This window comes from Aminobacter ciceronei, assembly GCF_014138625.1.
GTDB classification, from domain to species: Bacteria; Pseudomonadota; Alphaproteobacteria; order Rhizobiales; family Rhizobiaceae; genus Aminobacter; species Aminobacter ciceronei.
Genome location: NZ_JACJHY010000019.1, coordinates 1 through 23,524, shown reverse-complemented (window position 1 = coordinate 23,524; position 23,524 = coordinate 1). Strand labels below are relative to the sequence as shown.

Sequence of the window (23,524 nt, the reverse complement as noted above, 5' to 3'; positions counted from 1 at the left end):
CTCAGCCTTTGGCGCGATCCGGATGGGCTTTGGCGAAGGCCTCGAGGCCTTCGCAGCGGGCGGAAATCTCCAGCAGCCGCTTCAGGCCCGAAATGTCGACGTTCCAGCGCCGGGCATTGTAGACCTGCGGCACCAAGCAGATGTCAGCCATGGTTGGATTATCGCCATGGCAGAAGGCGCCAGTAGCCGGGTGGTCGAGCAGCTTTTCGAAGGCTGCCATACCATCGCCGATGAACTTCTGCATCCAGGCGTCGCGCGCCGCCTCGCCATTCGGGACCAACCGCATCAGCTCGGCGATCACACCGGTGTTGCAGACAGCGTGGATTTCCATGGCGATGGCAAAGGACAGCTGGCGCACGCGCTGGCGGCCGAGCGGATCGGAGGGCAGGAAACCGGCATGGCGGGTCTCATCGAGATATTCGATGATCGCCAGCGACTGGGTGAAGGCGTGGCCATCGATGTCGAGCACCGGCACCAGCCCCTGCGGATTGCGTGCCAGATGCTCGGGCGACTTCTGCGCCTTGGCCAGCAGGTCGACCGATACCGGGCGATACGCCTGACCCAGCATGTTGAGCGCGATGCGTACCCGGTAGCTCGCCGACGAACGCCAATAGTCGAACAGGACTGTCTCGCTCATCAACCTCAGGCCTTTTCGTATTTCGTCACGGTCTGCTCGATGGCACCAAAGATCGAGTGACCTGTCTTGTCGTGCATCTCGATGCGGACCTGGTCGCCGAACCTGAGGAACGGCGTCTTCGCCGCCCCCGTGTCGATGGTTTCGATGGTGCGGATCTCGGCGATGCAGGAATAACCCGCGCCGCCTTCGGCGACAGGCTTGCCCGGTCCACTGTCGAGCTTGTTTGACACGGTGCCCGAACCGATGATGGTTCCCGCAACCAGAGGCCTGGTCTTGGCAGCATGCGCCACCAGCTGGCCGAAGTCGAAGGTCATGTCTTTGCCGGCATTGGCGCGGCCGAACGGCTGCCCGTTAATGCTGGTCAGCAGCGGCAGGTGCAGCTTGCCGTCGCGCCAGGCGTCGCCGAGTTCATCGGGCGAAACGGCGACCGGCGAGAACGCCGTTGACGGCTTGGACTGGAAGAAGCCGAAGCCCTTGGCGAGCTCGGCAGGGATCAGGCCGCGCAGCGACACGTCGTTGACCAGCATGACCAGGCGGATGGCATCGCGCGCCTCATCTGATGTTGCCCCCATCGCCACGTCGTCGACGATGACTGCGATTTCGCCCTCGAAGTCGATGCCCCAGGCTTCGTCGGCCATGACGATCGGGTCGCGTGGGCCGAGGAACGAGTCCGAGCCGCCCTGATACATCAGGGGATCGGTCCAGAAGCTCGCGGGCATCTCGGCGCCCCGCGCCTTCCTGACCAGCTCGACATGGTTCACATAGGCTGAGCCGTCGGCCCACTGATAGGCGCGCGGCAGCGGCGAGGTGGCATCGTGCTCATGAAAGCGCATGGTCGGCTGCGAGCCGGTCTCGATGCCCTCGGCGACATTGGCGAGGCGCGGACCGACATGGGCCCAGTCGTCAAGTGCCGCCTGCAAGGTGCGGGCGATGTGGCCGACTTCCGAACAGCGTGTCAGGTCGCGGGAGACCACGACAAGGCGGCCGTCGCGGGTGGAATCCTTCAGCGTGGCGAGCTTCATCTACGTCCTCACTTGATGCTTCACTTGATACCGGGCGTGCCGTCGAACTTGCGCTCGAGACCGTCCCAGCAGTCGATGTAATTGTCCTGCAGCGTCTCCAGTTCGGCGGCGAACTTGGTCAGCTGCTGGGGGAAACGCGTCTCGAACATGAAGGCCATGGTGTGGTCGAGCTTGACCGGCTTGAGCTCGCCGTTCGACGCCTTCTCGAAACCCATCGCATCAGGGCCATGCGGCAGCATCATGTTGTGCAGGCTCATGCCGCCGGGCACGAAACCTTCCTCCTTGGCGTCGTACTGGCCATGAATGAGGCCCATGAACTCGCTCATGATGTTGCGATGATACCAGGGCGGGCGGAAGCTGTGCTCGGCCACCAGCCAGCGCGGCGGGAAGATGACGAAGTCGACATTGGCGGTCCCTGCTTCTTCGGTCGGCGCCGTCAGCACTGTAAAGATTGACGGGTCCGGATGGTCGAACAGGATCGCGCCGACAGGCGAGAATGTCCTGAGGTCGTATTTGAACGGCGCATAGTTGCCGTGCCAGGCGACGACGTCGAGCGGCGAGTGGCCGATCTCGGTGATATAGAACTTGCCGCACCATTTGACGTGCACGCGGCAGGGCGTTTCCTTGTCCTCATAGGCGGCGACGGGCGTCTTGAAATCGCGCGGGTTGGCAAGGCAGTTGGCGCCGATCGGGCCCCGGTCCGGCAGCGTGAACTTGGCGCCATAGTTTTCGCACATGTAGCCGCGGTGGAAAGCGGCATCGCCCAGGCGCGAAACCTTGAACATCATGCCGCGCGGCACGAGGCAGATCTCCGACGGCTCGACGTCGATGACGCCCATTTCGGTAAAGACGCGGATGGTGCCCACCTGCGGCACGATCATCAGCTCGCCATCGGCGTTGAAGAAGTAGTCGTCGACCATGTCGCCGTTGAAGATGTAGGCATGCGCCGCCATGCCGACCTGGGTCATCGCATCACCCGCCGTCGTCATGGTGCGGATGCCTTCGATGAAGTTCAGCTTGTCCTTCGGCTCCGGCAATGGGTTCCAGCGCAGCTGGCCGAGCGGCAAGGAATGGTCGTCGAGGCAAGGTGCAGTCTTCCAGTGCGGATAGCTGGCATTGGAAAAGCGCTTGGTGTGCCGAACGCTCGGTCGGATGCGGTAGAGCCAGGAACGCTCGTTGGTGCCGCGCGGGGCGGTGAAAGGCGAACCCGACAGCTGCTCGGCATAGAGGCCATAATTGCACTTCTGCGGACTGTTCTGGCCTTGCGGCAGCGCGCCCGGCAATGCCTCGGTCTCGAAATCATTGCCAAAGCCCGGCATATAGCCGGTGGCAGTCGCGAGTGACGCTTGTTTGGTGGCCTTGTCCAGCATGTCTTGCACCTCCCTGGCGGACGTGAGAACGTCGAGATGGTTGCAAGTGTAACCGTCGATTTTGTAACTATCAAAGGATTGAGATGCCGGACGCATTCGATCTGGAGAGCTTTTTGCCCTATCGGCTGAACCGGGCGGCGGAGCTGATCAGCCTGAGCTTTTCCAGGGAATACAAGCAGCGCTTCCAGATGACGCGGCCCGAATGGCGAGCGCTCGCCGCCTTGGGCAGCGTCGGCAGCATGACCGCGACCGAGATTGGCACGCATTCCAACATGCACAAGACCAAGGTCAGCCGCGCCGTCGCCGCACTCGAGGAGCGCCGCTGGCTGAAGCGCCGGGAGAACGAGACCGACCGGCGGGTCGAACATTTGGAACTGACGGCAGCCGGCCAGAAAGCCTATCGCGAAATCGCTGACCTCGCCCACACCTATCAGGCAACCCTTGAAAAGGCGCTCGGCACGGGTGCCATCGAGCGCATCGAAGCAGGACTGGCCGATGTCGAGCGGGCGCTGTTGGCCAAGCGGCGTTAGTCCGCTCCCCACAAGGGGGCGGGAGGGCGCCCGCGTCGCGCTTTGCGCGCCCTACCCGATCGGCAGCGGCCCGAACTGCTTCAGCGTGTTCAGCACGATCGCTGTCTTCACATGCTGTACGGAATCATGTGGCAACAGAACCTCGTTGACGAAGCGCGACAGGTCCGACAATCCCCGCACCACGACCTTGATGTGGTAGTCCATCTCGCCGGTCAGCGAATAGGCCTCGAGCACCTCTGGCAGGTCGTTGACCAGGCGGGCGAAACGCTGGGCGTTGTCGCGATTGTGGGTAGCAAGCGTCACCGAGATCACCACCAGCAGATCGAGCCCCAGTCGCTCGCGGTCGAGCATGGCCTGATAGCCGCGGATGAAGCCCTCCGCCTCCAGCCGGGCACGCCGACGCGAGCACTGCGAAGCTGACAGCGCGATCTTCTCCGACAGTTCGTTGTTGGTCAGCCGCCCGTCGAGCTGCAGCGCGCGCAGGATCTTGAGGTCGAATTGGTCAAGCACCTCATTCATTGCATACACCTCCACATCCATGCACGTTCCGCGCATAGATCGACCCATAGGAGGCCAGAATGCAAGCACATTGCATGGAATCGAGGGCACAATATGCACTACCGAGTTTTGAGGAGGAATTTCTATGGGTCCGTTCCCGCACGATGCGCCCCCGGCCAGGATCAGCGACGACAACCCCGCCGGCACCGACGGCTTCGAATTCGTCGAATTCGCCCATCCCGAACCCGAGAAGCTGGAAGAGCTTTTCGCCCGCATGGGCTACCAGCCTGTGGCTCGCCACAAGACGAAGAAGATCACCGTCTGGCGCCAGGGCGACATCAACTACATCATCAACGCCGAGCCGGGCAGCCATGCCATGCGCTTCGTCGATGAGCACGGCCCCTGCGCTGCCTCGATGGCTTGGCGCGTGGTCGATGCCAAGCACGCCTTCGACCACGCGGTGTCGAAGGGCGCTACCCCCTACACCGGCACGGACAAGGCGCTCGACGTGCCGGCCATCGTCGGCATCGGCGGCTCGCTGCTCTATTTCGTCGACAAATACGGCACCAAGGGCTCGGCCTATGAAGCTGAATTCGACTGGCTCGGCGAAGCCGATCCGAAGCCTGCGGGCGTCGGGTTCTATTTCCTCGACCACCTGACCCACAATGTCTATCGCGGCAACATGGACAAGTGGTGGGACTTCTACCGCGAGCTGTTCGGCTTCAAGCAGATCCATTTCTTCAACATCGACGGCCGCATCACCGGTCTCGTCAGCCGTGCCATCACCTCGCCCTGCGGCAAGATCCGCATTCCGCTGAACGAGTCGAAAGACGACACCAGCCAGATCGAGGAATATCTGAGGAAGTACAAGGGCGAAGGCATCCAGCACATCGCGGTCGGCACTGACGACATCTATGCCGCCACCGACCGGATCGCCGACAAGGGCCTGAAATTCATGCCCGGCCCGCCCGACACCTATTACGAGATGTCGCGCAACCGCGTGCATGGCCATGACGAGCCGCTCGACAAGATGAAGAAGCACGGCATCCTGATCGACGGCGAAGGCGTGGTCGACGGCGGCATGACCAAGATTCTGCTGCAGATCTTCTCGAAGACCGTGATCGGGCCGATCTTCTTCGAGTTCATCCAGCGCAAGGGCGACGAGGGCTTCGGCGAAGGCAACTTCCGCGCACTGTTCGAATCCATCGAGGAAGACCAGATCCGCCGCGGCGTGATCTCCCAATCTGCCGCCTGACCGGCAGATTCAAACAGGCCTCTGGTGGGGCGGGTTGCACGCAGGGCAACCCGCCTTTTTTTTTCGCCGCCAGCTTGATCCAGCGCAAGGAACGCTGCCGCCCCGCCTGCAACAGTTGCAAAGGGTGAGGGTGTCTCGTGAATGTGGGAGATAGCAGCAATGAATACGATGCCGCAGTCGTACGAGCTCTGGCGAACAGTCGTGCTCCGCTTCAAGGACTGGCGCCAGCGGCGTGCCGCGGTGTTGGAGATCAGCCAACTCGGCAATGACGGCGAACGCATGCTGGCAGAGTGCGGGCTATCGCGGTCGGACTTCAGGCAGGCCATGCGTCTTGCCTTCGCCTCAAAGATCCTGCTGCCCGAGGCCATCAAGTCCAAGGGTATCGACGCAGAGACTTTCGAGAACCGCTACCCGGAATGGAACCGCGACATGCGCCGGACCTGCATGATGTGCCCGGCACGACGCGTCTGCAGCGACCGGCTGGAAACCAGAGATTTCGAGGCATCCTATCGGGATTTCTGCCCCAACGCCGGCAATCTCGACGCCTTGGCCGGCCGCGGCGATTGCAGGCTGGCGAGCTGAAGAGTCAGACCTTCGGAGCCATGAACCAGCGTATCCGCGCCCGTCGATAGGCATCCGGTATCGACAGCGCCCAGACGAACAGGCCGCCGGCATGGCGGCCAAGGAACGATGTTTCCGGCGTCGTAGTGACGTAGGACAGCACGGAAAACAAAACGACAAAGAAGGCGAAGGCGAGCCCGCGCGTCGCGTCGCGTACCGCGACGTGGCCGGCACCGGGCAGCACGACAGCCAAGGCCAGAACGACATAAGGATTGATCGTTTTTGTCATGGAACCCTCAAGCCGCTTGATAGACGGGAGCGACGATGTCGTCTTCGACCAGCAAGGCGCTCAGCGTTTCAGCTTCGTCGATGGCCAGTGCCACCAAGTCAGCGGGAATCGCCGTCAGCGGAAAACGCACCTGCCTCAGCACCTTGTGCGCACCAGGCTCGCCCTGTGCGGCCTGGCGGATGATACGGGTGCCACGCGGCGTGATGACGGCTTCCTTGACCTTCGGGTCGGCAAACAGGCTGCGGAACAGCGCCGAGACGCGCTCCACCTGCCATGCCGTTGCACGGCCATCGCCGCGCATCAGCAGCGAGGCGTCAGTCTGCGCCGGTGATAGCCATTCCGGCATGTCATGGACCAGAGAGTAGTATTCCGCGCCTGTCGGCCGGGCGAGCGCGCCGATTGTCGGCCTGTTGCGCTCCCCGCTTTCGCTGAGCGTCACCCTGAGCCACAGCTGCGGCAGTCGCCGCGTGACCATCGTGTCGGCAATGAGTTCGATCTTGGCCCGGCGGCCATCTCTGGTCTCGCCGACCAGGACCGGGAACTGGTCGTGGCCGAAGGTAACCTTCGAATTCTGGAGCAGCCTGGCCGCGTCATCGAGCAGCCTCCTGCGTTCGGCGAGGGCGCCGCGATGGTCACGGACCGCGCGCGTGCCGATCCAGCCGCAGGAAACTGCGACGAAGGCAGCGAAGGCAAGCGTGGTGAGCATCGGCAACGCCTTGTTTTTTGGAAGATGGCGGCGCGGAGATCCGCGCCGCCATGCCTGGTCAGTAACCCTGCGGCTTCGGCCAGGGCATGGTGAACTGGTCGCCGCGGCGCACGAACTGGTAGCGCCGGAAATGGAACCAGAGCGACGCCACGATGTAGAAACACATCATCGCGCTGAGCTGCGTGCCATAGCCGAGGAACACCGCGAAGTAGGCCGTCGAGCACAGGATCAAGAGCACGATGGTCGGCAGCGGGTGGAACGGATGGACATAACCGCGCTTGATCGTGTCGAGCGGCCACTTGTTGCGGAACATCACCATGTTGAAGGTCATGAAGGTGTAGCCGAGCAGGCCCGACAGGATCGAGAAGGTCACGACCTGGTCGAGCGGTGCGCCGAGCGCGAAGATCAACGCGATCGGAACAAGGAAGACGATGGAACGGTAAGGCGTGCGGTAGACTGGGTGCACGGCACCGAACCAGCTCGGCAGGTAGCGGTCGCGGCCCATCGAGAACCAGGCGCGCGAGGCATCGTTGATGCAGCCGTTTGCCGATGCAAGCGTTGCAAAGGTGGTGCCGACAAACAGCAGGATCATCAGTGTAGTGCTGCCGGTGACGCGCGCTGCATCGAACAACGGCGTGCCGGCCTGTCCGAGATATTCCCACGGAATGAGGCCCGAGCAGACATACCAGGTCATGGTCGCGGCGATCAGCAGCGTCATGATGCCGGCCATGGTGCCGTAAGGCAGCGACCGCGCCGGCGAGCGCACTTCCTCTGCGGCCTGGCAGGTGCCTTCGATGCCGAGGTAGTACCAGAGGCCGAAATGCAGTGACGCGACGATGCCGACCCAACCGTAAGGCAGCGGATCGGAGGTCACGGCCGAGAAGTCGAGCGGCACACTGGAGGCGCCGAACTGTACCGAGATGAACAGCGTGATGATCGCAAGGAAGGCAATCGCCGTGATGATCAGGTTGAAGGTCAACGTCGCCAGCACGCCGCGATAGTTGAGCCATGCCAGAAACATGATAGCGAGGATGATGAAGGGTTGCTGGTTGAGGCCACTATGCCCCTGCATGCCGGCCACCGTGTCGAGCAGGAAGCCGACAGTGATCGCGTTGGCCGCTTCCAGCATGGTGTAGGCCATGACCAGGAACAGGCCTACATTGAAGGCCATCAGCGGGCCGACGATATGCTTGGCCTGCGCGTACTGGCCGCCGGCCGCGGCGACCGTCGAGGTCACCTCGGAGTCGATCATGGCGACGCAGGTATAGAGCAGGCCGGCCACCCAGCAGGCGATCAGGCCGGCGATCATGCCACCTTTGCCGACCGAGAAGTTCCAGCCCATATATTCGCCGACGAGAACGATGCCGACGCCCAGCGCCCAGATATGGGCGGGGCCGAGCACGCGCAGCAGCTGGAGCCGTTCGGGCTCGGCTGCGGTTGAAGTCACATTTGCCATCGTCGTCCCCTCAGATCTCGTGGCGTTCTGCGGTCGCCTCGATCTCGCCTTCGCGAGAGGAGATCAGCAGCTCGTTGTCATAGGTGCTGTCGATGCGGACGAGGTCGATGAGCATCAGGACGCCAAACAGCGCGGAGAGCGCCCAGGCCGCGTATTCCAGAATGTTCCAGATATCCATTGTGGCCTCCCCTAGCGCTTCTTGTCGCCGAAGCGCTCGTCGATGACTTCGCGGTATTCCTTGTCGGACAACCGCACGACCATGACGAAGTAACCGATGACCAGCACGACCATGACGATCAGCGCGCTCCAGCTGAAGCTGTAGTCGAAGCGGGCGGTGATGATGTCATTGGCGGCCGCCGGATCGGTGATGCCGAGGGCAGCCCATTGCTGCTGCTCGGCGGCGTTCTGGCCGAGCGCTTCCCAGGTCGGATTGGCGATCGGATTGGGCACTTTGACGGCGCCCGCCAGACCCAGATAGAGCGGAACGTAGAGCGCGCCGATGGTCAGGACGAGCAAGGTCACGACGTCGAAAATCTGGCCGGCGAGACTCTGTTTCGGAGGTTTGTAAGCCATTGAGCGCTCCTCAGCCGCGCCGACGACGCATCTCGTCGAGATGCTTGAGGTCGAGGCCATAGATGAAGTGTTTGTCTTCGACATAGTGGCGCAGCATGGCGACGATGGCCGCCGTGTTGAAGATCAGGACCAGCCCGCAGGCGATGGACAGGATGATGCGGATTTCCGGCAGCGCGATGTAGGACCACACACTGAACAGGGCAAACAACATGGTGCACCACAGCACCACGACAAATGCCACGAGGCCCGCTCGATCACGCCCGTGCATCTTGTCGATGCGCTGTTCGAGAGTCGCGTCCCCGCGTTGCTGACTTAAAGTCGCTTCCATTTTTCCTCCTGCACCACGGCCGTTTTCGGCTTCATTCTGGTTTGCTTCTGCGGGAAATTAATTTCCCCTGAGGAATGTCTGGCAAAGTTAATTTCCTGTCAAGTGACGACCGCGCGCACTTGTCGCACCACGACTTTCGACGAAACCCAATGTCATTGAATCGATTGGATTTTGTTGGCCCGACGCGGTGTCGGAAATTTTACGCCAGAGGTCGCTAACGGGCGGTCCGCATTGCCCAAACGGGCGGGAGCGTCCCTGCACGTTATGTTTTCGCAGAGTGAGCGGCAAAGAGAGTCGGCTGACGTTCGCGGCAACCTCAAACGCCAGCGGCGGCAGCCAGCATGTGAAGCCGGTTGCCGCCAATCACTATGGGAAGGTGGGGATCAGGCGCCTGATTTGACCGAGACCAGAACGAAGCTTGCAGGCCCTTCCTTCTTCGTCTTGTCTGTGACCAGCAGATAGAGATCGCCACCAAGGCCGGTCAGTCCTTCGAAGTTGTCAGTGAGCAACTGGCTGACCCCCGGGTCGAGATTTTCGACAGCGCAAACATTGGCCTCGCCGCATGTATTCGGATCGAAAACCCTGAGGCGGCCGATGCTTGGCGCGCCCTTCTGTTGGCGCGTCCGTTCAATCAGCAGCAGGCGACCTTCCGGCATCGGCTCGATTGCCTTGAGGTTGCTGCGCTTGGGCTGGAAGGTAGCGAAGCTCCAGCGCCTGCCGTCGAGGCCATGGATGGTGTGGGTGTCGCCCGGCTCGCTCAGCAACGCCTCCTCCGGTGCAGTGACCACACCAAGCGAACCCGCGATTGCCACCGCTTCGAGGCGGCTGTTGGCCTCGCTGTACTTTGCCGCATCGGCCAGTGCTTCCGGCAGTTGCAGCGCACCGAGCACGGTGCCGTCGGGCTTGACCCGATGGATAGCCGGCCCATCCTCGAAGGCGACGAGAAGTTGGGTGTCGCCCTGCTTGCCGTTGTTGCCATTGCTGACGGCCAGCCCCTCTGCGTTGACGACCTGTGGGGCCACGCCTGCCCTCAACGGCACCGACTGGACGGGCTCCAGATTGGCGATCCTGCCGTCCGCGATCTCGAGCCGGAAGTGATGCAGCACGCCGTCGTCGGAGACGGCGTAAAGCAGCTTCTCGTCGGCATCCCAGGCAAGGCCGGACAGTTCGTTGATCGATTGGCCGTCCGGCGCGGTTGCCGGAGCAGGCCTGCTGTCCAGCACTGCAAGTTCGGACGAACCTGCCATGACGGGGGCCGCGAGCACGAGGGCTGAAGCGCCAAGCAGCGCGGCGGTAAAGTGCTTGATCATGTCTCTCACTCCTATTGGATGTTTGGCTGGTGCAGGGCTGGACGATCGGTCACGCTGCCAAGCTTGCGCAGCGCCGGCAGGAAGCGGTTGTGCTTGGTGCCGGGGTTCAGCAGCGCGGTGGCGACGCAATATTTCGAGCAGCGCTTGGTCGGGTGCTGGTGCAGCGCCCTGAGGATGCCGTCGGCAACGCCATTGCCATTTGCCGACTTGGTTTCGAGGATGAACAGGTTGGGGTCGACGGCACGACGCGCGCCGCCGGCAAAGAACTCGAGACCGGTGTCGATGGTCATGCGTTCGCCGCCCTGCCGGGCCACCAGCGTCATGCGGCGGTAGCGCATGTCGAGGACACGGGACAGTTGATGTGGGAAGGTCTGGCCGTATTGCGCGTGGTAGACCTTGTCGATGAAGGTCACTGCCTCGTCGTCGAGTTTGCCGAAGCTCTCGACGTCGAGGTCGAGGCGCTTCTTGACGGTCATGCCGCGCTTGTCCTTGAGCTTCACTTCCAGAAAGCATAGCCCCGCCTCGACATAGCGCCGGATGCGCACCTTGGCCCGCTGCCGCCGGCCCTGGTGGTGGTCGAAATAGCTGCGGCGCCCGGCGTCGTCGAAGTAGCAGGTCTCGTAAGTGAAGGCGCGCCGGCCTTCGATCTCCAACATGTCGAAGACCTCGGTGAAAGTGCCGGCGGCCTGCATCAGCACGGTGCCGTCGACAACATATTTGTTGTCCAGCCGCTCCAGCATGGCGGCCTTGCCGTTCAGAGCCTTCAGGCTGATCGGCGCGAAGCCGCCTGCGATCAGCACGTCAGTGCTTGCGATAATGGACATTGAGCTTCGCCATTTCCGTGATGTAGTCGAGCTGCAGCACCTGGTAGGACAGCACGTCGACGCCCAGCCGCTGGGACAGCTCGCAGCGCATGGCAGCGGGGTCCGACAGCAGCGCGACATTGATCTTGTCGAGCGACACCTTGGTACCGCTGACCGACTGCAGCATGCGGGGATGATCGACGACGAAGGCACCGACGAGCACCAAGGCAACCGTCACCGCCACGAAGGGCAAGGTCGTGCCCTGGACCGAGCAGATGACGGCAATCGCCACGCTGCCGAAGAAGTAGGTCATTTCGGTCTTCGACAGTGGCTCCGATCGGAGCGTGAACAGCGCCAGGATGGCGAACAGTCCGAAGCCGGCGGCAACCCCAAACTGCACGGTCGACAGCACGGTCAGCACGGCAAAGACGAAGATGTTGAATAGCGCCGCGGCGGTGACCAGTTCCTTGTCGCGATAGCGACGGTAATACATGCCGAACAGCAGTGCCGACATGCCGGTCAGGTTGATGCAGAAGCGAGCGAGTTCGGCCGCGAAGGGCGTCTGTAGCAACTGCGCGATCATTGCCCTCTCCCCGTCGTGGAAGAAGGCCTTCGTAGTGCCTGACAAGGCGAGCAAGGGATTGGCATTTGCGGTTCTCCTGAATTGCGCCGCCGAGCGGCTACGTCAGGAAGAACGGGCGTTGCGAGAACCTATTCCATCGCCGGCAAACTATTTTCAATCTCGGCGCGGAACCTGCAAATCGGCATGAAAACAGTATGATACGAGACGCCTCTCGCGCGTCGCCTGCGGCTCAGCTCCGACAGATCGTTCGCGCATTGAGCAGGCCCCAGCCAAACACCGGATCCTTGCCGGGCTTGCCGAGATCCTCGGCACCCTGGCGCAAAAGCGTCTCGACCTCGCCGGCCTTGAGCTCAGGATTGGCGGCCTTGACCATCGCCACTGCCGCCGTGACAAAAGGTGCGGCAAAGGACGTGCCGGTCTTTGATGAGGCGCCCTTGACCGAGGCCGCCGTCCAGACCTGAACGCCGGGTGCTGCGATGTCGATATGATCGCCGGCTCCGGCCCGCCGGTAGGGGTTCTTGCGCCGGTCGATCGCCGTTACGGCAATCACAGGCTCGTAGGCGCCGGGGTAGAGCGGGGCGGCGCGCGGGCCGCCATTGCCGGCGGCTGCGACCAGCACGATGTCGCGCATTGCCGCCGCTTCGACCGTTCGTTCCAGCAGAAGGTTAGCCGGACCCGTCAGGCTCATGTTGATGACGAGCACCCCCTTGCCCGCCAGCAGGTTGATCGCCCGCACAAGATCGTAGACGGCGGACCGGTCGTCATTGCCATTGCGCTGGAAAGCATCCACCGCAACGAGTTCGCCGCCGGGCACGAGGCCCGGCGTTCGGCTTTCCGCCGAGCCTACGAGAAGGGCTGCCACCGCGGTGCCGTGCTGGCGCCCGGACTCAGGCAGGTCACCAGCCGCCAGTCGGATCGTCTCGATCCGCCCGCCGGCAAAGGCGAGATGTTCCTCATTGATCGCCGTGTCGATGAGGCCGATCCGCGTCGATGCCGTGCAGCGATCCGGCATGTCAGATGCCTCCGGCCAGCCGACGACATGGCGCGCCAGGCATTGTTCCGCGCCACAAGCTTCGGCACGGTCCTGGTCGGGGCGGTAGAAATGGTTGAAGTCGACGACCGCATCGGGTGCCGTGGCCGCTACCTCGGCACGCGCCGCTTCGAGCGTCGTGCCGTTGGGAACAGTGAGCTTGACGATTTCGGCTCCAACGAGCGGAACATCGGCCCGGTCGCTGATGCCGTAGCCTGCGGCGGTCAGGCGCGTGATCGAGGCCTGATCGAGGCCGATTGCCACGATCTCCCGTGGCGCCTCGCGCACAAGCGCGGGCGCTGTACGGACCACCTTGCGTCGTGGCTCAGGCTTGCCGAAGAGATCGGAGAGATTACGCCCCTTCCCCGTTCCCGGCGAGCTGGAATCCCTGCTCTCCGAGCGGCTTCCGCCGCCATCATCATCGTCGTCATCGGCCAGCGCAATCCCGCCGCCGAAAACCTCTCCCCGCATGGGAGTGACCACGGACGCGCCAAAGGTCGCGCCACCCAGCGCCACCGCGAACACAAGCGCAAGGGAACCTGACGGGCGCTTCAGCTTCATGGTTTGTCCTTTCCCCGGCGATATGGCGCGCTGATGGCAATTGTTAGCGATCCACATAAGCCTTTCGTCATCCCATATCATTTTGACTACATTTGTGCATTTTGAGCCCAACGGACGGGAGACCGGTTTATTCCATCACCTCGCCGATTTCCGCGGGAGAGACAGGATAGGACTGCATGAAGGGTGACGATGTTTCGGTCAGCGATCGGCTGATCGCTTTCCTACCCAATCTGCGTCGGTTCGCCATCTCGCTGTGCCGGTCGCGTGATCTAGCCGACGACCTCGTGCAGGCGGCATGCGAACGAGCGCTCGCCAGCCAGGACCGGTTCGAAGCGGGCACCCGCTTCGATGCATGGATGTTCCGCATCCTGCGCAACCTGTGGATCGACCAGGTGCGCCGGACCAAGACCGCCGGCCCGCGCGAGGATATCGACGACCGCAACGACATCGTCGGCGTAAGCGGCGAGCATGACGCCGAAGCCCGGCTGACGCTGCAAAGCGTGGCCGCGGCAATCGACGAGCTTGTTGACGATCAGCGCGAGGTCTTGCTGCTCGTCTGCGTCGAAGACCTGTCCTACAAGGAGGCGGCCGAGGTGCTGGGCATCCCCATTGGTACAGTGATGAGCAGGCTTGCCCGGGCCCGCAAGAATCTTGCAGAGGCGGCTGGAATAAACGCCGCAACCGACCGTTCACCGGGTAAAGGTGGGAAGGCATGAACAGGCGCGATTTCGACGACGAAACACTGATGGCCTTCGCCGACGGCGAACTCGACGCCGAAACCACGGCGGCGATCGAGGAGGCTATGGGCAGCGACGATGCGCTCATTGTCCGCATCGCCACCTTCCTGGAAAGCCGCGCCAAAGCGTCAGCGGCGCTGAAGCCGCTGATCGACGAGCCGGTTCCCGAGGCGCTGACGCAGTCGGTGCAGAAGATGATCGATGAGGCGCGCGTGCGCGAAAACGCAACTGCTGAACCAATCCAGCAGCCTGCGACAGACAACGTCGTGACCTTCCAGCCGAAGGCAACACCGAGCAAGGTCGGCTCGAGCTGGACGCTGCCGCTCGCGGCATCGCTTGCCGCCGTCATCGTCGGCGCCGGCGGCTATCTCGCCGGCAAGGCAGGCATGCCAGTTGCGGACGGCCTTGTCCTTGCTGGGATTACCGACCCGGCGATGATCAGAACGCTCAATGCAACGCCGTCAGGTAGCGATGTGACTGTCGGCGACACGACTGTACGGCTCGTTTCCAGTTTCCGTGATGGCGCCGGCGCGCTCTGCCGCGAGTTCGAGCTTCACCGCGCGTCAGGCTCGTCCCTCGTTTCGGTCGTTTGCCGCGCCGGCCAGCAGTGGGACGTAAGGCTTGCCGTGGCGGCACCGGCTGCCGGACAGGACTATGCTCCGGCCGGGGCTTCGGAAACTGTCGATGCCTATCTGTCCACGACCCAGGCCGGGGCGCCGCTCTCGGAGGCTGAAGAAAAACAGGCCCTCGGCTTGCCCTGAACGGCTCTATCGGGTGCCCGTCAGCGGGCCGCGCTTGCGTTCGCTGGCATAAAGCGCGACTGCCATGGCGCGGTTGCGCACGCCCAGCTTGTCGTAGAGATTCTTCAGGTGATACTTGACCGTGTTCTCGGAGATTCCGGTCCGCGTCGCGATCTGCAGGTTGGTCCAGCCGTCGGCCAGCACGCCGAGCAGCTCGAGTTCGCGCGTCGTCAGTCGCGACAGCGGCGTCTCGTTGATCTTGGCGACATCGATGTAGGGGATACAGATGCGGCCATTGGCGACCGCAAGCAGCGTGTCGAACAGGATGCAGGGATCGTCGAACTGATAGCAGAAACCCTGCACGCCCAGGCGCACACATTGCTTCAGGATGCCGACGTCGTGGTCGTTGGAAAAGATCACCATGCGCGCGGTGAGCTGTCGGCGCTGCAACTCGGTGAGAACCTCGCTGGCATCCATGTCGGACAGCTTCCAGGCAACGATCGCGACATCGAATGCCGGCTCAGCCGAGGCCACCGCCCTGATGAAGGCATCGCCGCTCTGCACCCCCTCGACGAAGGCGAAGCGCTCGTCGCGGCTGATCATGTCGCGCAAAGCCGAAATCACCAGCGGGTTGCGCTCGGCGATCAGGACTTTGAGCTTCTTGTGTTGCGCCATCAGCCAGCCATCGACATCGTACCTTGGCGCATTCCAATCGAATTCGCCAAGGTGCGCCCGCTCTGCAGCGACAGATTTCAGTCGTAGATTCGGAATCGGCTGACCAAATCGTGCGTTTCCTCACGAACGGCAGCTTCGATCTTGGCGTTGCCTTCCTCGCCATTGGCCGCAAGCCCGTCGATGACGGCCATCGTCATGCGGCCGACCTGGCGGAACTCCTCATTGAGGAAGCCGCGCGTCGTGCATGCCGGTGTGCCCAGGCGAACGCCTGACGTGACCATCGGCCCCTGCGGATCGAACGGGATGCCGTTCTTGTTGCAGGTGATGTGGGCGCGACCCAGAGCAGCTTCCACCGCTTTGCCGGTGAGGTTCTTGCGCCTGAGATCGACGAGCATCAGATGCGTGTCGGTGCCACCGGAGACGATGTCGACGCCACCGTCCTGGAGCGTTTCGGCCAGCGCCTTGGCGTTCGAGACGACATTTGCGGCATAGACCTTGAAATCAGGCGTCAGCGCTTCGCCGAAGGCGACCGCCTTGGCAGCGATGACATGCATCAGCGGACCGCCCTGGAGACCCGGGAACACCGCCGAATTGATCTTCTTGCCGATCTCTTCGTCATTGGACAACACCATGCCGCCGCGCGGACCGCGCAGCGTCTTGTGCGTGGTCGTCGTCACGACATGGGCGTGTTCGAGCGGGTTGGGATGCACGCCACCGGCCACCAGGCCAGCGAAATGCGCCATGTCGACGAACAGCTTGGCGCCGACCTCGTCAGCGATCTCGCGGAATGCCTTGAAGTCGATGATGCGCGGATAGGCAGAACCGCCGGCGAGGATCACCTTGGGCTGATGCTTCTTGGCGAGATCACGGACCTCATCCATGTCGATGCGATGGGTGTCGGTCTTAACGCCATAGGAGACGACATTGAACCACTTGCCCGACTGATTGACCGGCGCGCCATGGGTCAAGTGACCGCCAGCGGCGAGGTTCAGGCCGAGGAATGTATCGCCCGGCTGCATCAGGGCCATGAACACCGACTGGTTTGCCTGGCTGCCGGAGTTGGGCTGTACGTTGGCGAAACTGCAGTTGAACATCGCCTTGGCGCGTTCGCGCGCCAGATCCTCGACCTCGTCGACATACTGGCAGCCGCCATAGTAGCGGCGGCCCGGATAACCCTCGGCATATTTGTTGGTCAACACCGAGCCTTGTGCTTCGAGCACCGCCCTGGAGACGATGTTCTCCGAGGCGATCAGTTCGATCTCGTCGCGCTGGCGCTGAAGCTCGCGCCCCATCGCATCGCTGACAGCGGGGTCTGCCTGGGCGACGCCCGTGCGGAAGAAGTTGCGGGCACTGCCGATGCCGGGTCTTGTCGGGATATTCATGGGCTCCTCCTAGCGGCGCCTGAGACGCCTGAAATCTGGGTCATCCGGTCCAGCCGAGACCGGCGGAAATGCAATTGATGGAAAGCAGAAGCGCATTGACGGCCCGCTTCGGGTTGACGGTCGCGTCGTCCTGGGCGCGCACCTCGCGCAGCAGTTGCACCTGCAGCCGATGGATCGAGTCCATCTGCGGGCGGATGCGGTCGAAATGGCGCTTGAAGGCCGGAAAGCGCTCAGACAATTTCAGGCCGCCATTGACCTCGGAGATCATCCGCCTAGTCAGCGCATACTCAGCCGAGATCTTGGCGTAGATGCGCTCGCCGACCTCGCGGTCCTGGACCAGCCCGGCATAGAGCTTTCCGATGTCCATGTCGGATTGGTAGAGACCCTTGTCGACCTCGTCGATGACCAGCCTGAAGAAGCGCGAGCGCTCGAACATCTGCCTGAGCAGATCCAGGCCGGCATCGCCGCGGACATTGACGAAGGAGTTCAGCGCACTGCCGATGCCATACCAGTTGGTCAGCAGGTGGCGGTTCTGGCTCCAGGCGAACACCCAAGGGATGGCGCGAAGATCGGAGATGTCGCGGGCGCCGAAGCGGCGGGCTGGACGCGAGCCGATCTTGAGCAGCGCCAGCTCCTCGACCGGGCTCGCCTGATTGAAGTAGTCGATGAAGCCCGGCTCGTTGATCAGCCCCGAATAGGACGCCTGGGACATGCCGGTAAGCGCTTCCAGAGCCTCGCTGAACTCCGGAATGTCCTTAAGTTCGGCCTCGTTCTGCGACTTGACGCTGTGGGCGAAGACGCTCGCGGCGAGGATCTCGAGCTGATAGAGCCCGGTGCCGCGATTGGCGAACTTGGACGACACCACCTCGCCCTGCTCGGTGACGCGCATCGCGCCGCCAATGGTCCCCGCCGGCTGGGCGGCGATCGCCCTGCCCGTCGGCGCACCGCCGCGGCTGACCGAACCGCCGCGGCCATGGAAGAAGCTGATCTTGACCTTGCGCTTGATGCCAAGTGCCGTGATGCGCCGCTGTGCCTTGTTGAGCTCCCAGTTGGAAGCGAGGAACCCGCCGTCCTTGTTTGAGTCGGAATAGCCGAGCATCACCTCCTGGCGGTTGCCGAAGTCACGAACCGACCGGCGAACGATCGAGACGCCGAACAGCTGATCGAGAATGTCTGGCGCGGCACGCAGATCGGCGATGGTTTCGAACAGCGGAACGACACGCAGCGCGATGGTGCCACTGCCATCCATGGCCGTTGCAAGGCCGGAATATTGTGCCAGCAGATAGACGGCGAGCAGATCGTCGCTCGACCGGGTCATCGACAGGATGAAGGCACCGACAGCGCCACCATTCAAGCCGGCCGAAGCCTTGCGGATGACGTCGAACAGATCGAGCAGCTCCTGCGCTTCCTCCGACAGCGCCAGCCTGTCAACCTCCAGCTGCTCGCCGGAGTTGAGCGCCGCCCTGATACGCTGCGTCCATTGCGGCGTGTCGGGTGCCGGTGCCGCGGCCGGGTCGGCGAGCTTGAACAGCTCTGCCAGCACACGGTTCACCACCGTCGAATTCTGGCGGATGTCGAGCGAAACGGTACGGAAGCCGAAAGTCTCCACCTGCTGGCGCAGCGGTCGGACGAAGCGTCTGGCAATCAGCTTGCCGCCAAGCTGGGTCAGCACGTTTTCAAGCTCACGCAGGTCGGTCTTGAAGCCTTCCGATCGGGTATAAGGCTTGGCAGAGGCTGCGCCGCGCATTGCCTCCAGCCGGTCGAGCATGGCACCGGCGAACTGGCGCAGCGGCTCGTCGGGATTGCGCGCCACGATCTCCGAGGCATTGCCGGAGCGATGCAGCGCATGCCCAAGCGCCTTGATGAAGGTATCGGGAATGTCGACGACATTGGCGCTGATGCTGAGCACGGTGACCAGCTTGCGCACCTGGCCGATGTACCAGCCGACGATCGCCTGGCGGCACTCGTTGAGCGCATAGGCCGTGATCTTTGCCGTGACGTTCGGATTGCCGTCGCGGTCGCCACCGATCCACGAGGCGTACCGCATGAAGGACGGCACCTTGATATCGTATTCGGGATAGTGACGGGCCAGCGCCTCTTCGACGCTGTCATAGAGCTTGGGCGTCGCTTCGAAGATCACTTCGCGGAAGAAGTGCAGGCCCCAGGCGATCTCGCGCTCGACCGACGGGCGCTCGAGCCGCAGCTCGCCCGACATCCACAACAGCTCGATCTCACTCTTGAGATCGTCGATCAGCTGTTCGCGTTCACGCGGCGCCCAACGTTGCTGCTCGAGCTCGGTCAGCTTGCGGTAGATGCGGCGGTGGATTTCGAGAACCGTGACGCGCTTGGCCTCGGTCGGATGCGCCGTCATCGTCGGGCCGACGCAGAGCTCTTCGAGGGTAGTCTGGATCTGCTCGGCCGGGTAGCCGCCGGCTGCTATTTCGCCCATCACATTGGCAAAAGAGCCGATGACCTCGTCGGCCCCGCCCATCTGTTCGAGTTCGCGACGCGAGCGCATCGCCAGAAGTTCATTGGCGATGGCAACAAGCTGGAACCAGATGGCGGTGGCCTGCAGCGCGGCAATGCGCTGCCCGCTTTCGAGCGCATCAAGGCTCACGCGGCCGGTAAGAACCTCCGCCATATCGGGCTCGCGTTCGCTGACGACTGAAAGCAGCACCCTGAACAGCAGGCTGCGCACGTCTTCGCGAAAGCTGAGTGGTCTGCTCTCCTCCAAGCGACACCCATTCATCTCGAGTTGTTTCCCCGTGCCGTTTCGTTGAGCCGGCTGTCGGGAAAGATGCAGTTTTCCTAACTGACAGCAGACAGTTTTTGTGCCGGCTTGAAAACGCCCCGGACGGGTAGATTTCCCATTCGTTCGGGTGGTGCCGAAACTGGCCGAACGATGATCTCCAAGCCCAGATTGGACTATCGCCGCAAGCACACGATCAGGATGTTGGCGTGGATTGGTCCAGCGCGTTTTGCAGTGGACGCGATTTAACTCATGTGCAAATATGTTGCATATAAGGCAAGTACGGGAGGCGCGTGAAAGTGAGGTCCACTACCCTGATCCGCATCGCCGCAGCACGATCCAACAGAGCTTGAAGAGGAACATGCACATGCAGAAAGTGCTGCCGGAACTGTATGAAGGCCACGCGCCCATCACCCTCCACAACGCGTTCCATGACGCGCTCGAAGCGCTTGAGGAATGGAAGGAAGGCAATGAAGAGCCTCTCGTAGCCGTCGACGGCTACAACGTCCCCATCAGCCACATCTTCGCGCGCATGAGCGCGTGCACCGACCTGTTGCCGCTTCGCACCCGCGACGTGCTCGAAACCATCGTCGACAAGGGTTCGTTCCGCGCTTCGGGAGGCTCGCTTTATGCCGATGGCGCCAAGCTGGTGATGCCGATCTGCGTCGAGCGGCTGACACTGTCGCTGCTGCGTCCGACAGCCTCGTTGATCGAGCTGCGCAAGGCCTGCGAGGCCTGATCCAATCCTCTCCGAACGACCTTTTGCCGCGAACGCTCCAGCGTTTGCGGCAACATCATTTTTCGCGACTGAGTTACAGCCTGCCCTCGCGAACCAGCGAGCCAAGCGAAAAAAGCCCCGCTCGCTGGAACAGGGCTTTGTATCTCCTGGAACGTTTGGCGCGTCAGGCCGCCCGGGCGCTCGCCGCCTCGACGCCATATTCCAGCGACGAGTCCACGATGGTGTGCCACAGGCTGTCGGCAAAGCTGGTGAACACCAGCATGTTGTAGACAGGATGCCCGTCAGCGCCATTTGCGTCGCGCCACAAGTTGACTGCCGTGTGGTCGACCGACGTGTTCGCTGCTGCGCCGACCGGAAAGGCCAGGTCATGCAGATCGAGCGACGAGAATTTGGCGATGGCGTCGCGGCCACGTGGGCCTGAAACCCGGATCAAGCAGCGGCCATCCGACTGGTCGGACAAAGATGCTGATCCGGCAAAGACCTGCACCATGGCCGCAAGCTGCGACGCCTCGTCGGTCCGGGGCGCAATGACCGTGAACTGATCGGGGCCCGACCAGATCAGCGTCGCCGTCTTGCCGGTGACAGCCTTGGGCGTAGCCGGCGCCTCGATGCCGAACAGCTTCTTGGCGGCTTTGGCCGTCTCTGCTGCCTTGCCGCGCCGGGCCATGACCTGCACCAGCACGATATCGCGCACTTCATTGAGCGTCACGCCGGCATGTGCGCCGGCGGCGCCATGGCGGCCGGGAACAAGCGCCTTCTGCAACGGCGATTGGGTGTTCCAGAGATAATCAACCACGCTGGCGCGCTCCTTCTGGATCGTAGAAGACTGGGTTGCAGATTTCGGCTTCGTAGTCTTCGCTGCGCAACGGGTCGTGGATGCGCACGACTTCGCCGAAACGCTCGCGGCCGCGTTCGACCAGGCCAAGGCCGATCCACTGTTCCAGCATCGGCGAATAGCAGACCGAGGTGACGTAGCCCTGGTCGGTTTCCGGACCGGGGATCGCGCCCTTGGGAACGACATGGGCGCCGGAGCGCAGGCGACGCTTCTGGTCGAGCGGCTTGATGCCGACGACGACCTGGCGGTCAGGTGCCGTCAGTGCTTCGCGACCGGCCATGACGCGGCCGATGAAGTCCTTCTTCTTCGACATCATCTTGCCGAGGCCGAGATCGTCGGCGGTCGTGGTGCCGTTGAGCTCGGGGCCGGCGACGTGGCCCTTTTCGATGCGCATCACACCCAGGGCTTCGGTACCGTAGGGCGTGACGCCCAGGTCGCGGCCGGCGATCATCAGGTTCTGCGCCATGGCAGCGCCATAACGAGCCGGGACCGAAATTTCGAAGGCGATTTCACCTGAGAACGAGATGCGGAACAAGCGGGCAGTGACGCCGCCGCGCAGCTTGACCTCGCGGGCGCCCATGAAGGGGAAACCTTCGTTGGACATGTCCTCGGACGGATCGACAAGTTCCTGGAGCAGCTTGCGGGTGTTGGGCCCAGCAATCGAGAACTGCGCCCACTGGTCCGAAGCCGACGACAGTTGCACGTCGAGTTCAGGCCAGAGCACCTGGCGGCAAAATTCGAGATGCGCCATCACAGGGCCGGCCTTGGCCGTGGTCGTGGTTAGGAAGTAGTGGTCTTCGGCGATACGCGAGGTCGTGCCGTCGTCCATGACAATGCCGTCCTCGCGCAGCATCAGGCCGTAACGCGCCTTGCCCACGGCAAGCGACGAAAAGGCATTGATATAGACGCGGTCGAGGAAGGTGCCGGCGTCCGCACCGCGGACATCGACCTTGCCGAGGGTGGAGACGTCGCAGAAGCCGACGCCGTTGCGCACGGCCAGCACTTCGCGGGTCACCGACTCCAGCCAGTCCTTTTCGCCCGGCTGCGGATACCACTGCGCGCGCTTCCAAAGGCCGGTGTCGACGAAAACCGCGCCCCGGGCAGCAGCCCAGTGATGCGACGGCGTCAGGCGCCAGGCATGGAAGTTTTCGTCACGGTGATGGCCGGCGAGCGCGCCGATCGCCACCGGCGCATAGGGCGGACGGTAGATCGTCGTGCCGGTCTGCGGGATGGTGCGGCCGGTGGCTTCGGCCATGATGGCGAGGCCGGTGATGTTCGACGTCTTGCCCTGGTCGGTCGCCATGCCGAGCGTGGTATAGCGCTTGAGATGCTCGACGCTTTCGAAACCTTCGCGCTGCGCCAGCGTCACGTCCGACGCGGTGACGTCGTGCTGGAAGTCGACGAAGGCCTTGCCCTTGGCCTTGACCTGCCAGAGCGGCGAGATCGCATAGACTTCGTCGCCGGCTTCCGACGCCTCGCCGGCATTGCCGGATGCGCCGCATTCGGCGGCGGCGGCTGCACCTGCCGCATGACCATCACGCAGGCAGGCACCGAGCGAGAACTCGCCATTGGCGGCACCGGCAGTGGTCATGCCCTTCGGCGAATCGCCGGGAACGAAGGCGGCGATGTCGTCGCGCCAGACCGGCCGGCCACGATGGAAGCAGGACAGCCCGACATTCGGGTTCCAGCCGCCGGAGACGGCGAGGCAGTCGGCGTCGATCTGCTGCGTACGGCCATTGCCGTCGGTGACGACGACACCGCGCACGCCGTCGACGCCACCCTTGACGTCTGAGACACCGCCCGAAAGCACGCGCAGGTCAGAAAGCTCGGCAAGCGCCTGGTATTCCGCCGGCACCTTGCCGCGCGGATCGATCACGGCAGCGATGTCGCCGCCGGCCTGCTGGATTGCCTCGACCGTGCGCCAGCCGTCGTCATTGTTGGTGAACAGCGCCACCTTGCGACCCGGCATCGCCGCGAAACGGTGGACATAGGTGCGCACGGCGGATGCCATCATCACGCCCGGACGGTCGTTGCCCGGGAAAACGATCGGCCGCTCGATGGCGCCTGCCGTCACCACAGAACGCTTGGCGACGATGCGCCAGACACGCTGGCGGACCTGATACGGACCCGGCACCGGAACATGGTCGTTGACACG

General features: G+C 63.1%; 25 protein-coding genes. 6 read left to right on the top strand and 19 right to left on the bottom strand.

What is annotated here, in order from left to right:
• Nucleotide 1: 1 nt before the first annotated feature.
• From maiA to hmgA, 3 genes are read right to left on the bottom strand one after another with little or no spacing between them, the layout of a single operon-like run.
• Nucleotides 2–637, bottom strand: a complete 636-nt coding sequence (gene maiA, locus HNQ95_RS19120) for a maleylacetoacetate isomerase (RefSeq protein ID WP_182575086.1) — start codon at nt 635–637, stop codon at nt 2–4.
• A gap of 5 nt (nt 638–642) precedes the next feature.
• The gene (locus HNQ95_RS19115; RefSeq protein ID WP_154384351.1) at nt 643–1,659 is read right to left on the bottom strand and encodes a fumarylacetoacetate hydrolase family protein; all 1,017 of its coding nucleotides are present in this window, start codon (nt 1,657–1,659) and stop codon (nt 643–645) included.
• 20 nt (nt 1,660–1,679) lie between these two features.
• A complete protein-coding gene (gene hmgA / locus HNQ95_RS19110) occupies nt 1,680–3,029 on the bottom strand; it encodes a homogentisate 1,2-dioxygenase (RefSeq protein WP_182575087.1) in 1,350 nt (449 codons plus the stop codon).
• 83 nt (nt 3,030–3,112) lie between these two features.
• Here hmgA and HNQ95_RS19105 point away from each other — a divergent pair, with 83 nt between their 5' ends.
• Complete coding sequence (locus HNQ95_RS19105; RefSeq protein ID WP_067967980.1) at nt 3,113–3,559, top strand: MarR family winged helix-turn-helix transcriptional regulator; 447 nt, start codon at nt 3,113–3,115, stop codon at nt 3,557–3,559.
• Between the two features lie 51 nt (nt 3,560–3,610).
• On the opposite strand, the gene HNQ95_RS19100 is transcribed toward HNQ95_RS19105, so the two are convergent.
• A complete protein-coding gene (locus HNQ95_RS19100; RefSeq protein WP_067968504.1) occupies nt 3,611–4,078 on the bottom strand; it encodes an Lrp/AsnC family transcriptional regulator in 468 nt (155 codons plus the stop codon).
• A 124-nt stretch (nt 4,079–4,202) separates the two neighbouring features.
• Here HNQ95_RS19100 and hppD point away from each other — a divergent pair, with 124 nt between their 5' ends.
• Complete coding sequence (gene hppD, locus HNQ95_RS19095; RefSeq protein WP_067967978.1) at nt 4,203–5,312, top strand: 4-hydroxyphenylpyruvate dioxygenase; 1,110 nt, start codon at nt 4,203–4,205, stop codon at nt 5,310–5,312.
• 159 nt (nt 5,313–5,471) lie between these two features.
• Nucleotides 5,472–5,894: a hypothetical protein gene (locus tag HNQ95_RS19090; RefSeq protein ID WP_067967975.1), complete on the top strand. Its 423-nt coding sequence runs from the start codon at nt 5,472–5,474 to the stop codon at nt 5,892–5,894.
• A gap of 4 nt (nt 5,895–5,898) precedes the next feature.
• Here the strand turns inward: HNQ95_RS19090 and HNQ95_RS19085 are convergent, their stop codons facing one another.
• The 10 genes from HNQ95_RS19085 to HNQ95_RS19040 all read right to left on the bottom strand — a co-directional run bounded on the left by HNQ95_RS19085 (nt 5,899) and on the right by HNQ95_RS19040 (nt 13,512).
• Nucleotides 5,899–6,162 carry a hypothetical protein gene (locus HNQ95_RS19085; protein WP_067967972.1) on the bottom strand — a complete coding sequence of 88 codons (264 nt, stop codon included), beginning with the start codon at nt 6,160–6,162 and terminating at the stop codon, nt 5,899–5,901.
• Nucleotides 6,163–6,169: 7 nt separating this feature from the next.
• Entirely contained in the window at nt 6,170–6,868 is a 699-nt protein-coding gene (locus tag HNQ95_RS19080; protein WP_067967970.1) for a hypothetical protein, read from the bottom strand.
• Between the two features lie 58 nt (nt 6,869–6,926).
• Nucleotides 6,927–8,324: an APC family permease gene (locus HNQ95_RS19075; protein ID WP_067967966.1), complete on the bottom strand. Its 1,398-nt coding sequence runs from the start codon at nt 8,322–8,324 to the stop codon at nt 6,927–6,929.
• Nucleotides 8,325–8,334: 10 nt separating this feature from the next.
• Nucleotides 8,335–8,502, bottom strand: a complete 168-nt coding sequence (locus HNQ95_RS19070; RefSeq protein WP_154384350.1) for a hypothetical protein — start codon at nt 8,500–8,502, stop codon at nt 8,335–8,337.
• An 11-nt stretch (nt 8,503–8,513) separates the two neighbouring features.
• Entirely contained in the window at nt 8,514–8,897 is a 384-nt protein-coding gene (locus HNQ95_RS19065; RefSeq protein ID WP_067967963.1) for a hypothetical protein, read from the bottom strand.
• A gap of 10 nt (nt 8,898–8,907) precedes the next feature.
• Nucleotides 8,908–9,225 carry a hypothetical protein gene (locus HNQ95_RS19060; RefSeq protein ID WP_067967959.1) on the bottom strand — a complete coding sequence of 106 codons (318 nt, stop codon included), beginning with the start codon at nt 9,223–9,225 and terminating at the stop codon, nt 8,908–8,910.
• A 383-nt stretch (nt 9,226–9,608) separates the two neighbouring features.
• Nucleotides 9,609–10,535: an esterase-like activity of phytase family protein gene (locus tag HNQ95_RS19055; RefSeq protein WP_182575088.1), complete on the bottom strand. Its 927-nt coding sequence runs from the start codon at nt 10,533–10,535 to the stop codon at nt 9,609–9,611.
• 11 nt (nt 10,536–10,546) lie between these two features.
• Complete coding sequence (locus tag HNQ95_RS19050; protein WP_067967954.1) at nt 10,547–11,359, bottom strand: polyphosphate polymerase domain-containing protein; 813 nt, start codon at nt 11,357–11,359, stop codon at nt 10,547–10,549.
• Nucleotides 11,337–11,921 carry a DUF4956 domain-containing protein gene (locus HNQ95_RS19045; protein ID WP_154384349.1) on the bottom strand — a complete coding sequence of 195 codons (585 nt, stop codon included), beginning with the start codon at nt 11,919–11,921 and terminating at the stop codon, nt 11,337–11,339. Before HNQ95_RS19045 ends, HNQ95_RS19050 begins: the two co-directional genes overlap by 23 nt.
• Nucleotides 11,922–12,150: 229 nt before the next feature.
• Entirely contained in the window at nt 12,151–13,512 is a 1,362-nt protein-coding gene (locus tag HNQ95_RS19040) for a S8 family serine peptidase (protein ID WP_083948836.1), read from the bottom strand.
• A gap of 176 nt (nt 13,513–13,688) precedes the next feature.
• On the opposite strand from HNQ95_RS19040, the gene HNQ95_RS19035 reads away from it, so the two are divergent.
• A complete protein-coding gene (locus tag HNQ95_RS19035; protein WP_067967951.1) occupies nt 13,689–14,228 on the top strand; it encodes an RNA polymerase sigma factor in 540 nt (179 codons plus the stop codon).
• Nucleotides 14,225–15,010, top strand: a complete 786-nt coding sequence (locus tag HNQ95_RS19030; protein ID WP_182575089.1) for an anti-sigma factor family protein — start codon at nt 14,225–14,227, stop codon at nt 15,008–15,010. The genes HNQ95_RS19035 and HNQ95_RS19030 overlap by 4 nt, the downstream gene beginning before the upstream one ends.
• Nucleotides 15,011–15,016: 6 nt before the next feature.
• Here HNQ95_RS19030 and HNQ95_RS19025 read toward each other — a convergent pair whose 3' ends face one another.
• From HNQ95_RS19025 to HNQ95_RS19015, 3 genes are all read right to left on the bottom strand, one after another.
• Nucleotides 15,017–15,664 (bottom strand): LuxR C-terminal-related transcriptional regulator, encoded by a 648-nt coding sequence (locus HNQ95_RS19025; RefSeq protein ID WP_182575090.1) that lies wholly within the window; start codon nt 15,662–15,664, stop codon nt 15,017–15,019.
• Nucleotides 15,665–15,741: 77 nt separating this feature from the next.
• The gene (glyA, locus tag HNQ95_RS19020) at nt 15,742–17,046 is read right to left on the bottom strand and encodes a serine hydroxymethyltransferase (protein ID WP_154384347.1); all 1,305 of its coding nucleotides are present in this window, start codon (nt 17,044–17,046) and stop codon (nt 15,742–15,744) included.
• Between the two features lie 40 nt (nt 17,047–17,086).
• Entirely contained in the window at nt 17,087–19,780 is a 2,694-nt protein-coding gene (locus tag HNQ95_RS19015) for a phosphoenolpyruvate carboxylase (protein ID WP_182575091.1), read from the bottom strand.
• Between the two features lie 382 nt (nt 19,781–20,162).
• Between HNQ95_RS19015 and HNQ95_RS19010 the strand changes: the two genes are divergently transcribed.
• Entirely contained in the window at nt 20,163–20,534 is a 372-nt protein-coding gene (locus tag HNQ95_RS19010) for a BRA0787 family protein (protein ID WP_067967937.1), read from the top strand.
• 163 nt (nt 20,535–20,697) lie between these two features.
• On the opposite strand, the gene HNQ95_RS19005 is transcribed toward HNQ95_RS19010, so the two are convergent.
• Together HNQ95_RS19005 and HNQ95_RS19000 are read right to left on the bottom strand one after the other, a co-directional pair.
• Nucleotides 20,698–21,330, bottom strand: a complete 633-nt coding sequence (locus tag HNQ95_RS19005; RefSeq protein WP_067967934.1) for a sarcosine oxidase subunit gamma — start codon at nt 21,328–21,330, stop codon at nt 20,698–20,700.
• The coding region (locus HNQ95_RS19000) for a glycine cleavage T C-terminal barrel domain-containing protein (protein WP_182575092.1) at nt 21,323–23,524 on the bottom strand (2,202 nt) is incomplete at its 5' end. The genes HNQ95_RS19005 and HNQ95_RS19000, both read right to left, overlap by 8 nt.

Coding starts and splice junctions, on each gene's coding strand:
- maiA (WP_182575086.1), bottom strand. CDS start 637: ATGAGCGAGACAGTCCTGTTCGACTATTGGCGTTCGTCGGCGAGCTAC.
- HNQ95_RS19115 (WP_154384351.1), bottom strand. CDS start 1,659: ATGAAGCTCGCCACGCTGAAGGATTCCACCCGCGACGGCCGCCTTGTC.
- hmgA (WP_182575087.1), bottom strand. CDS start 3,029: ATGCTGGACAAGGCCACCAAACAAGCGTCACTCGCGACTGCCACCGGC.
- HNQ95_RS19105 (WP_067967980.1), top strand. CDS start 3,113: ATGCCGGACGCATTCGATCTGGAGAGCTTTTTGCCCTATCGGCTGAAC.
- HNQ95_RS19100 (WP_067968504.1), bottom strand. CDS start 4,078: ATGAATGAGGTGCTTGACCAATTCGACCTCAAGATCCTGCGCGCGCTG.
- hppD (WP_067967978.1), top strand. CDS start 4,203: ATGGGTCCGTTCCCGCACGATGCGCCCCCGGCCAGGATCAGCGACGAC.
- HNQ95_RS19090 (WP_067967975.1), top strand. CDS start 5,472: ATGAATACGATGCCGCAGTCGTACGAGCTCTGGCGAACAGTCGTGCTC.
- HNQ95_RS19085 (WP_067967972.1), bottom strand. CDS start 6,162: ATGACAAAAACGATCAATCCTTATGTCGTTCTGGCCTTGGCTGTCGTG.
- HNQ95_RS19080 (WP_067967970.1), bottom strand. CDS start 6,868: ATGCTCACCACGCTTGCCTTCGCTGCCTTCGTCGCAGTTTCCTGCGGC.
- HNQ95_RS19075 (WP_067967966.1), bottom strand. CDS start 8,324: ATGGCAAATGTGACTTCAACCGCAGCCGAGCCCGAACGGCTCCAGCTG.
- HNQ95_RS19070 (WP_154384350.1), bottom strand. CDS start 8,502: ATGGATATCTGGAACATTCTGGAATACGCGGCCTGGGCGCTCTCCGCG.
- HNQ95_RS19065 (WP_067967963.1), bottom strand. CDS start 8,897: ATGGCTTACAAACCTCCGAAACAGAGTCTCGCCGGCCAGATTTTCGAC.
- HNQ95_RS19060 (WP_067967959.1), bottom strand. CDS start 9,225: ATGGAAGCGACTTTAAGTCAGCAACGCGGGGACGCGACTCTCGAACAG.
- HNQ95_RS19055 (WP_182575088.1), bottom strand. CDS start 10,535: ATGATCAAGCACTTTACCGCCGCGCTGCTTGGCGCTTCAGCCCTCGTG.
- HNQ95_RS19050 (WP_067967954.1), bottom strand. CDS start 11,359: ATGTCCATTATCGCAAGCACTGACGTGCTGATCGCAGGCGGCTTCGCG.
- HNQ95_RS19045 (WP_154384349.1), bottom strand. CDS start 11,921: ATGATCGCGCAGTTGCTACAGACGCCCTTCGCGGCCGAACTCGCTCGC.
- HNQ95_RS19040 (WP_083948836.1), bottom strand. CDS start 13,512: ATGAAGCTGAAGCGCCCGTCAGGTTCCCTTGCGCTTGTGTTCGCGGTG.
- HNQ95_RS19035 (WP_067967951.1), top strand. CDS start 13,689: ATGAAGGGTGACGATGTTTCGGTCAGCGATCGGCTGATCGCTTTCCTA.
- HNQ95_RS19030 (WP_182575089.1), top strand. CDS start 14,225: ATGAACAGGCGCGATTTCGACGACGAAACACTGATGGCCTTCGCCGAC.
- HNQ95_RS19025 (WP_182575090.1), bottom strand. CDS start 15,664: ATGGCGCAACACAAGAAGCTCAAAGTCCTGATCGCCGAGCGCAACCCG.
- glyA (WP_154384347.1), bottom strand. CDS start 17,046: ATGAATATCCCGACAAGACCCGGCATCGGCAGTGCCCGCAACTTCTTC.
- HNQ95_RS19010 (WP_067967937.1), top strand. CDS start 20,163: ATGCAGAAAGTGCTGCCGGAACTGTATGAAGGCCACGCGCCCATCACC.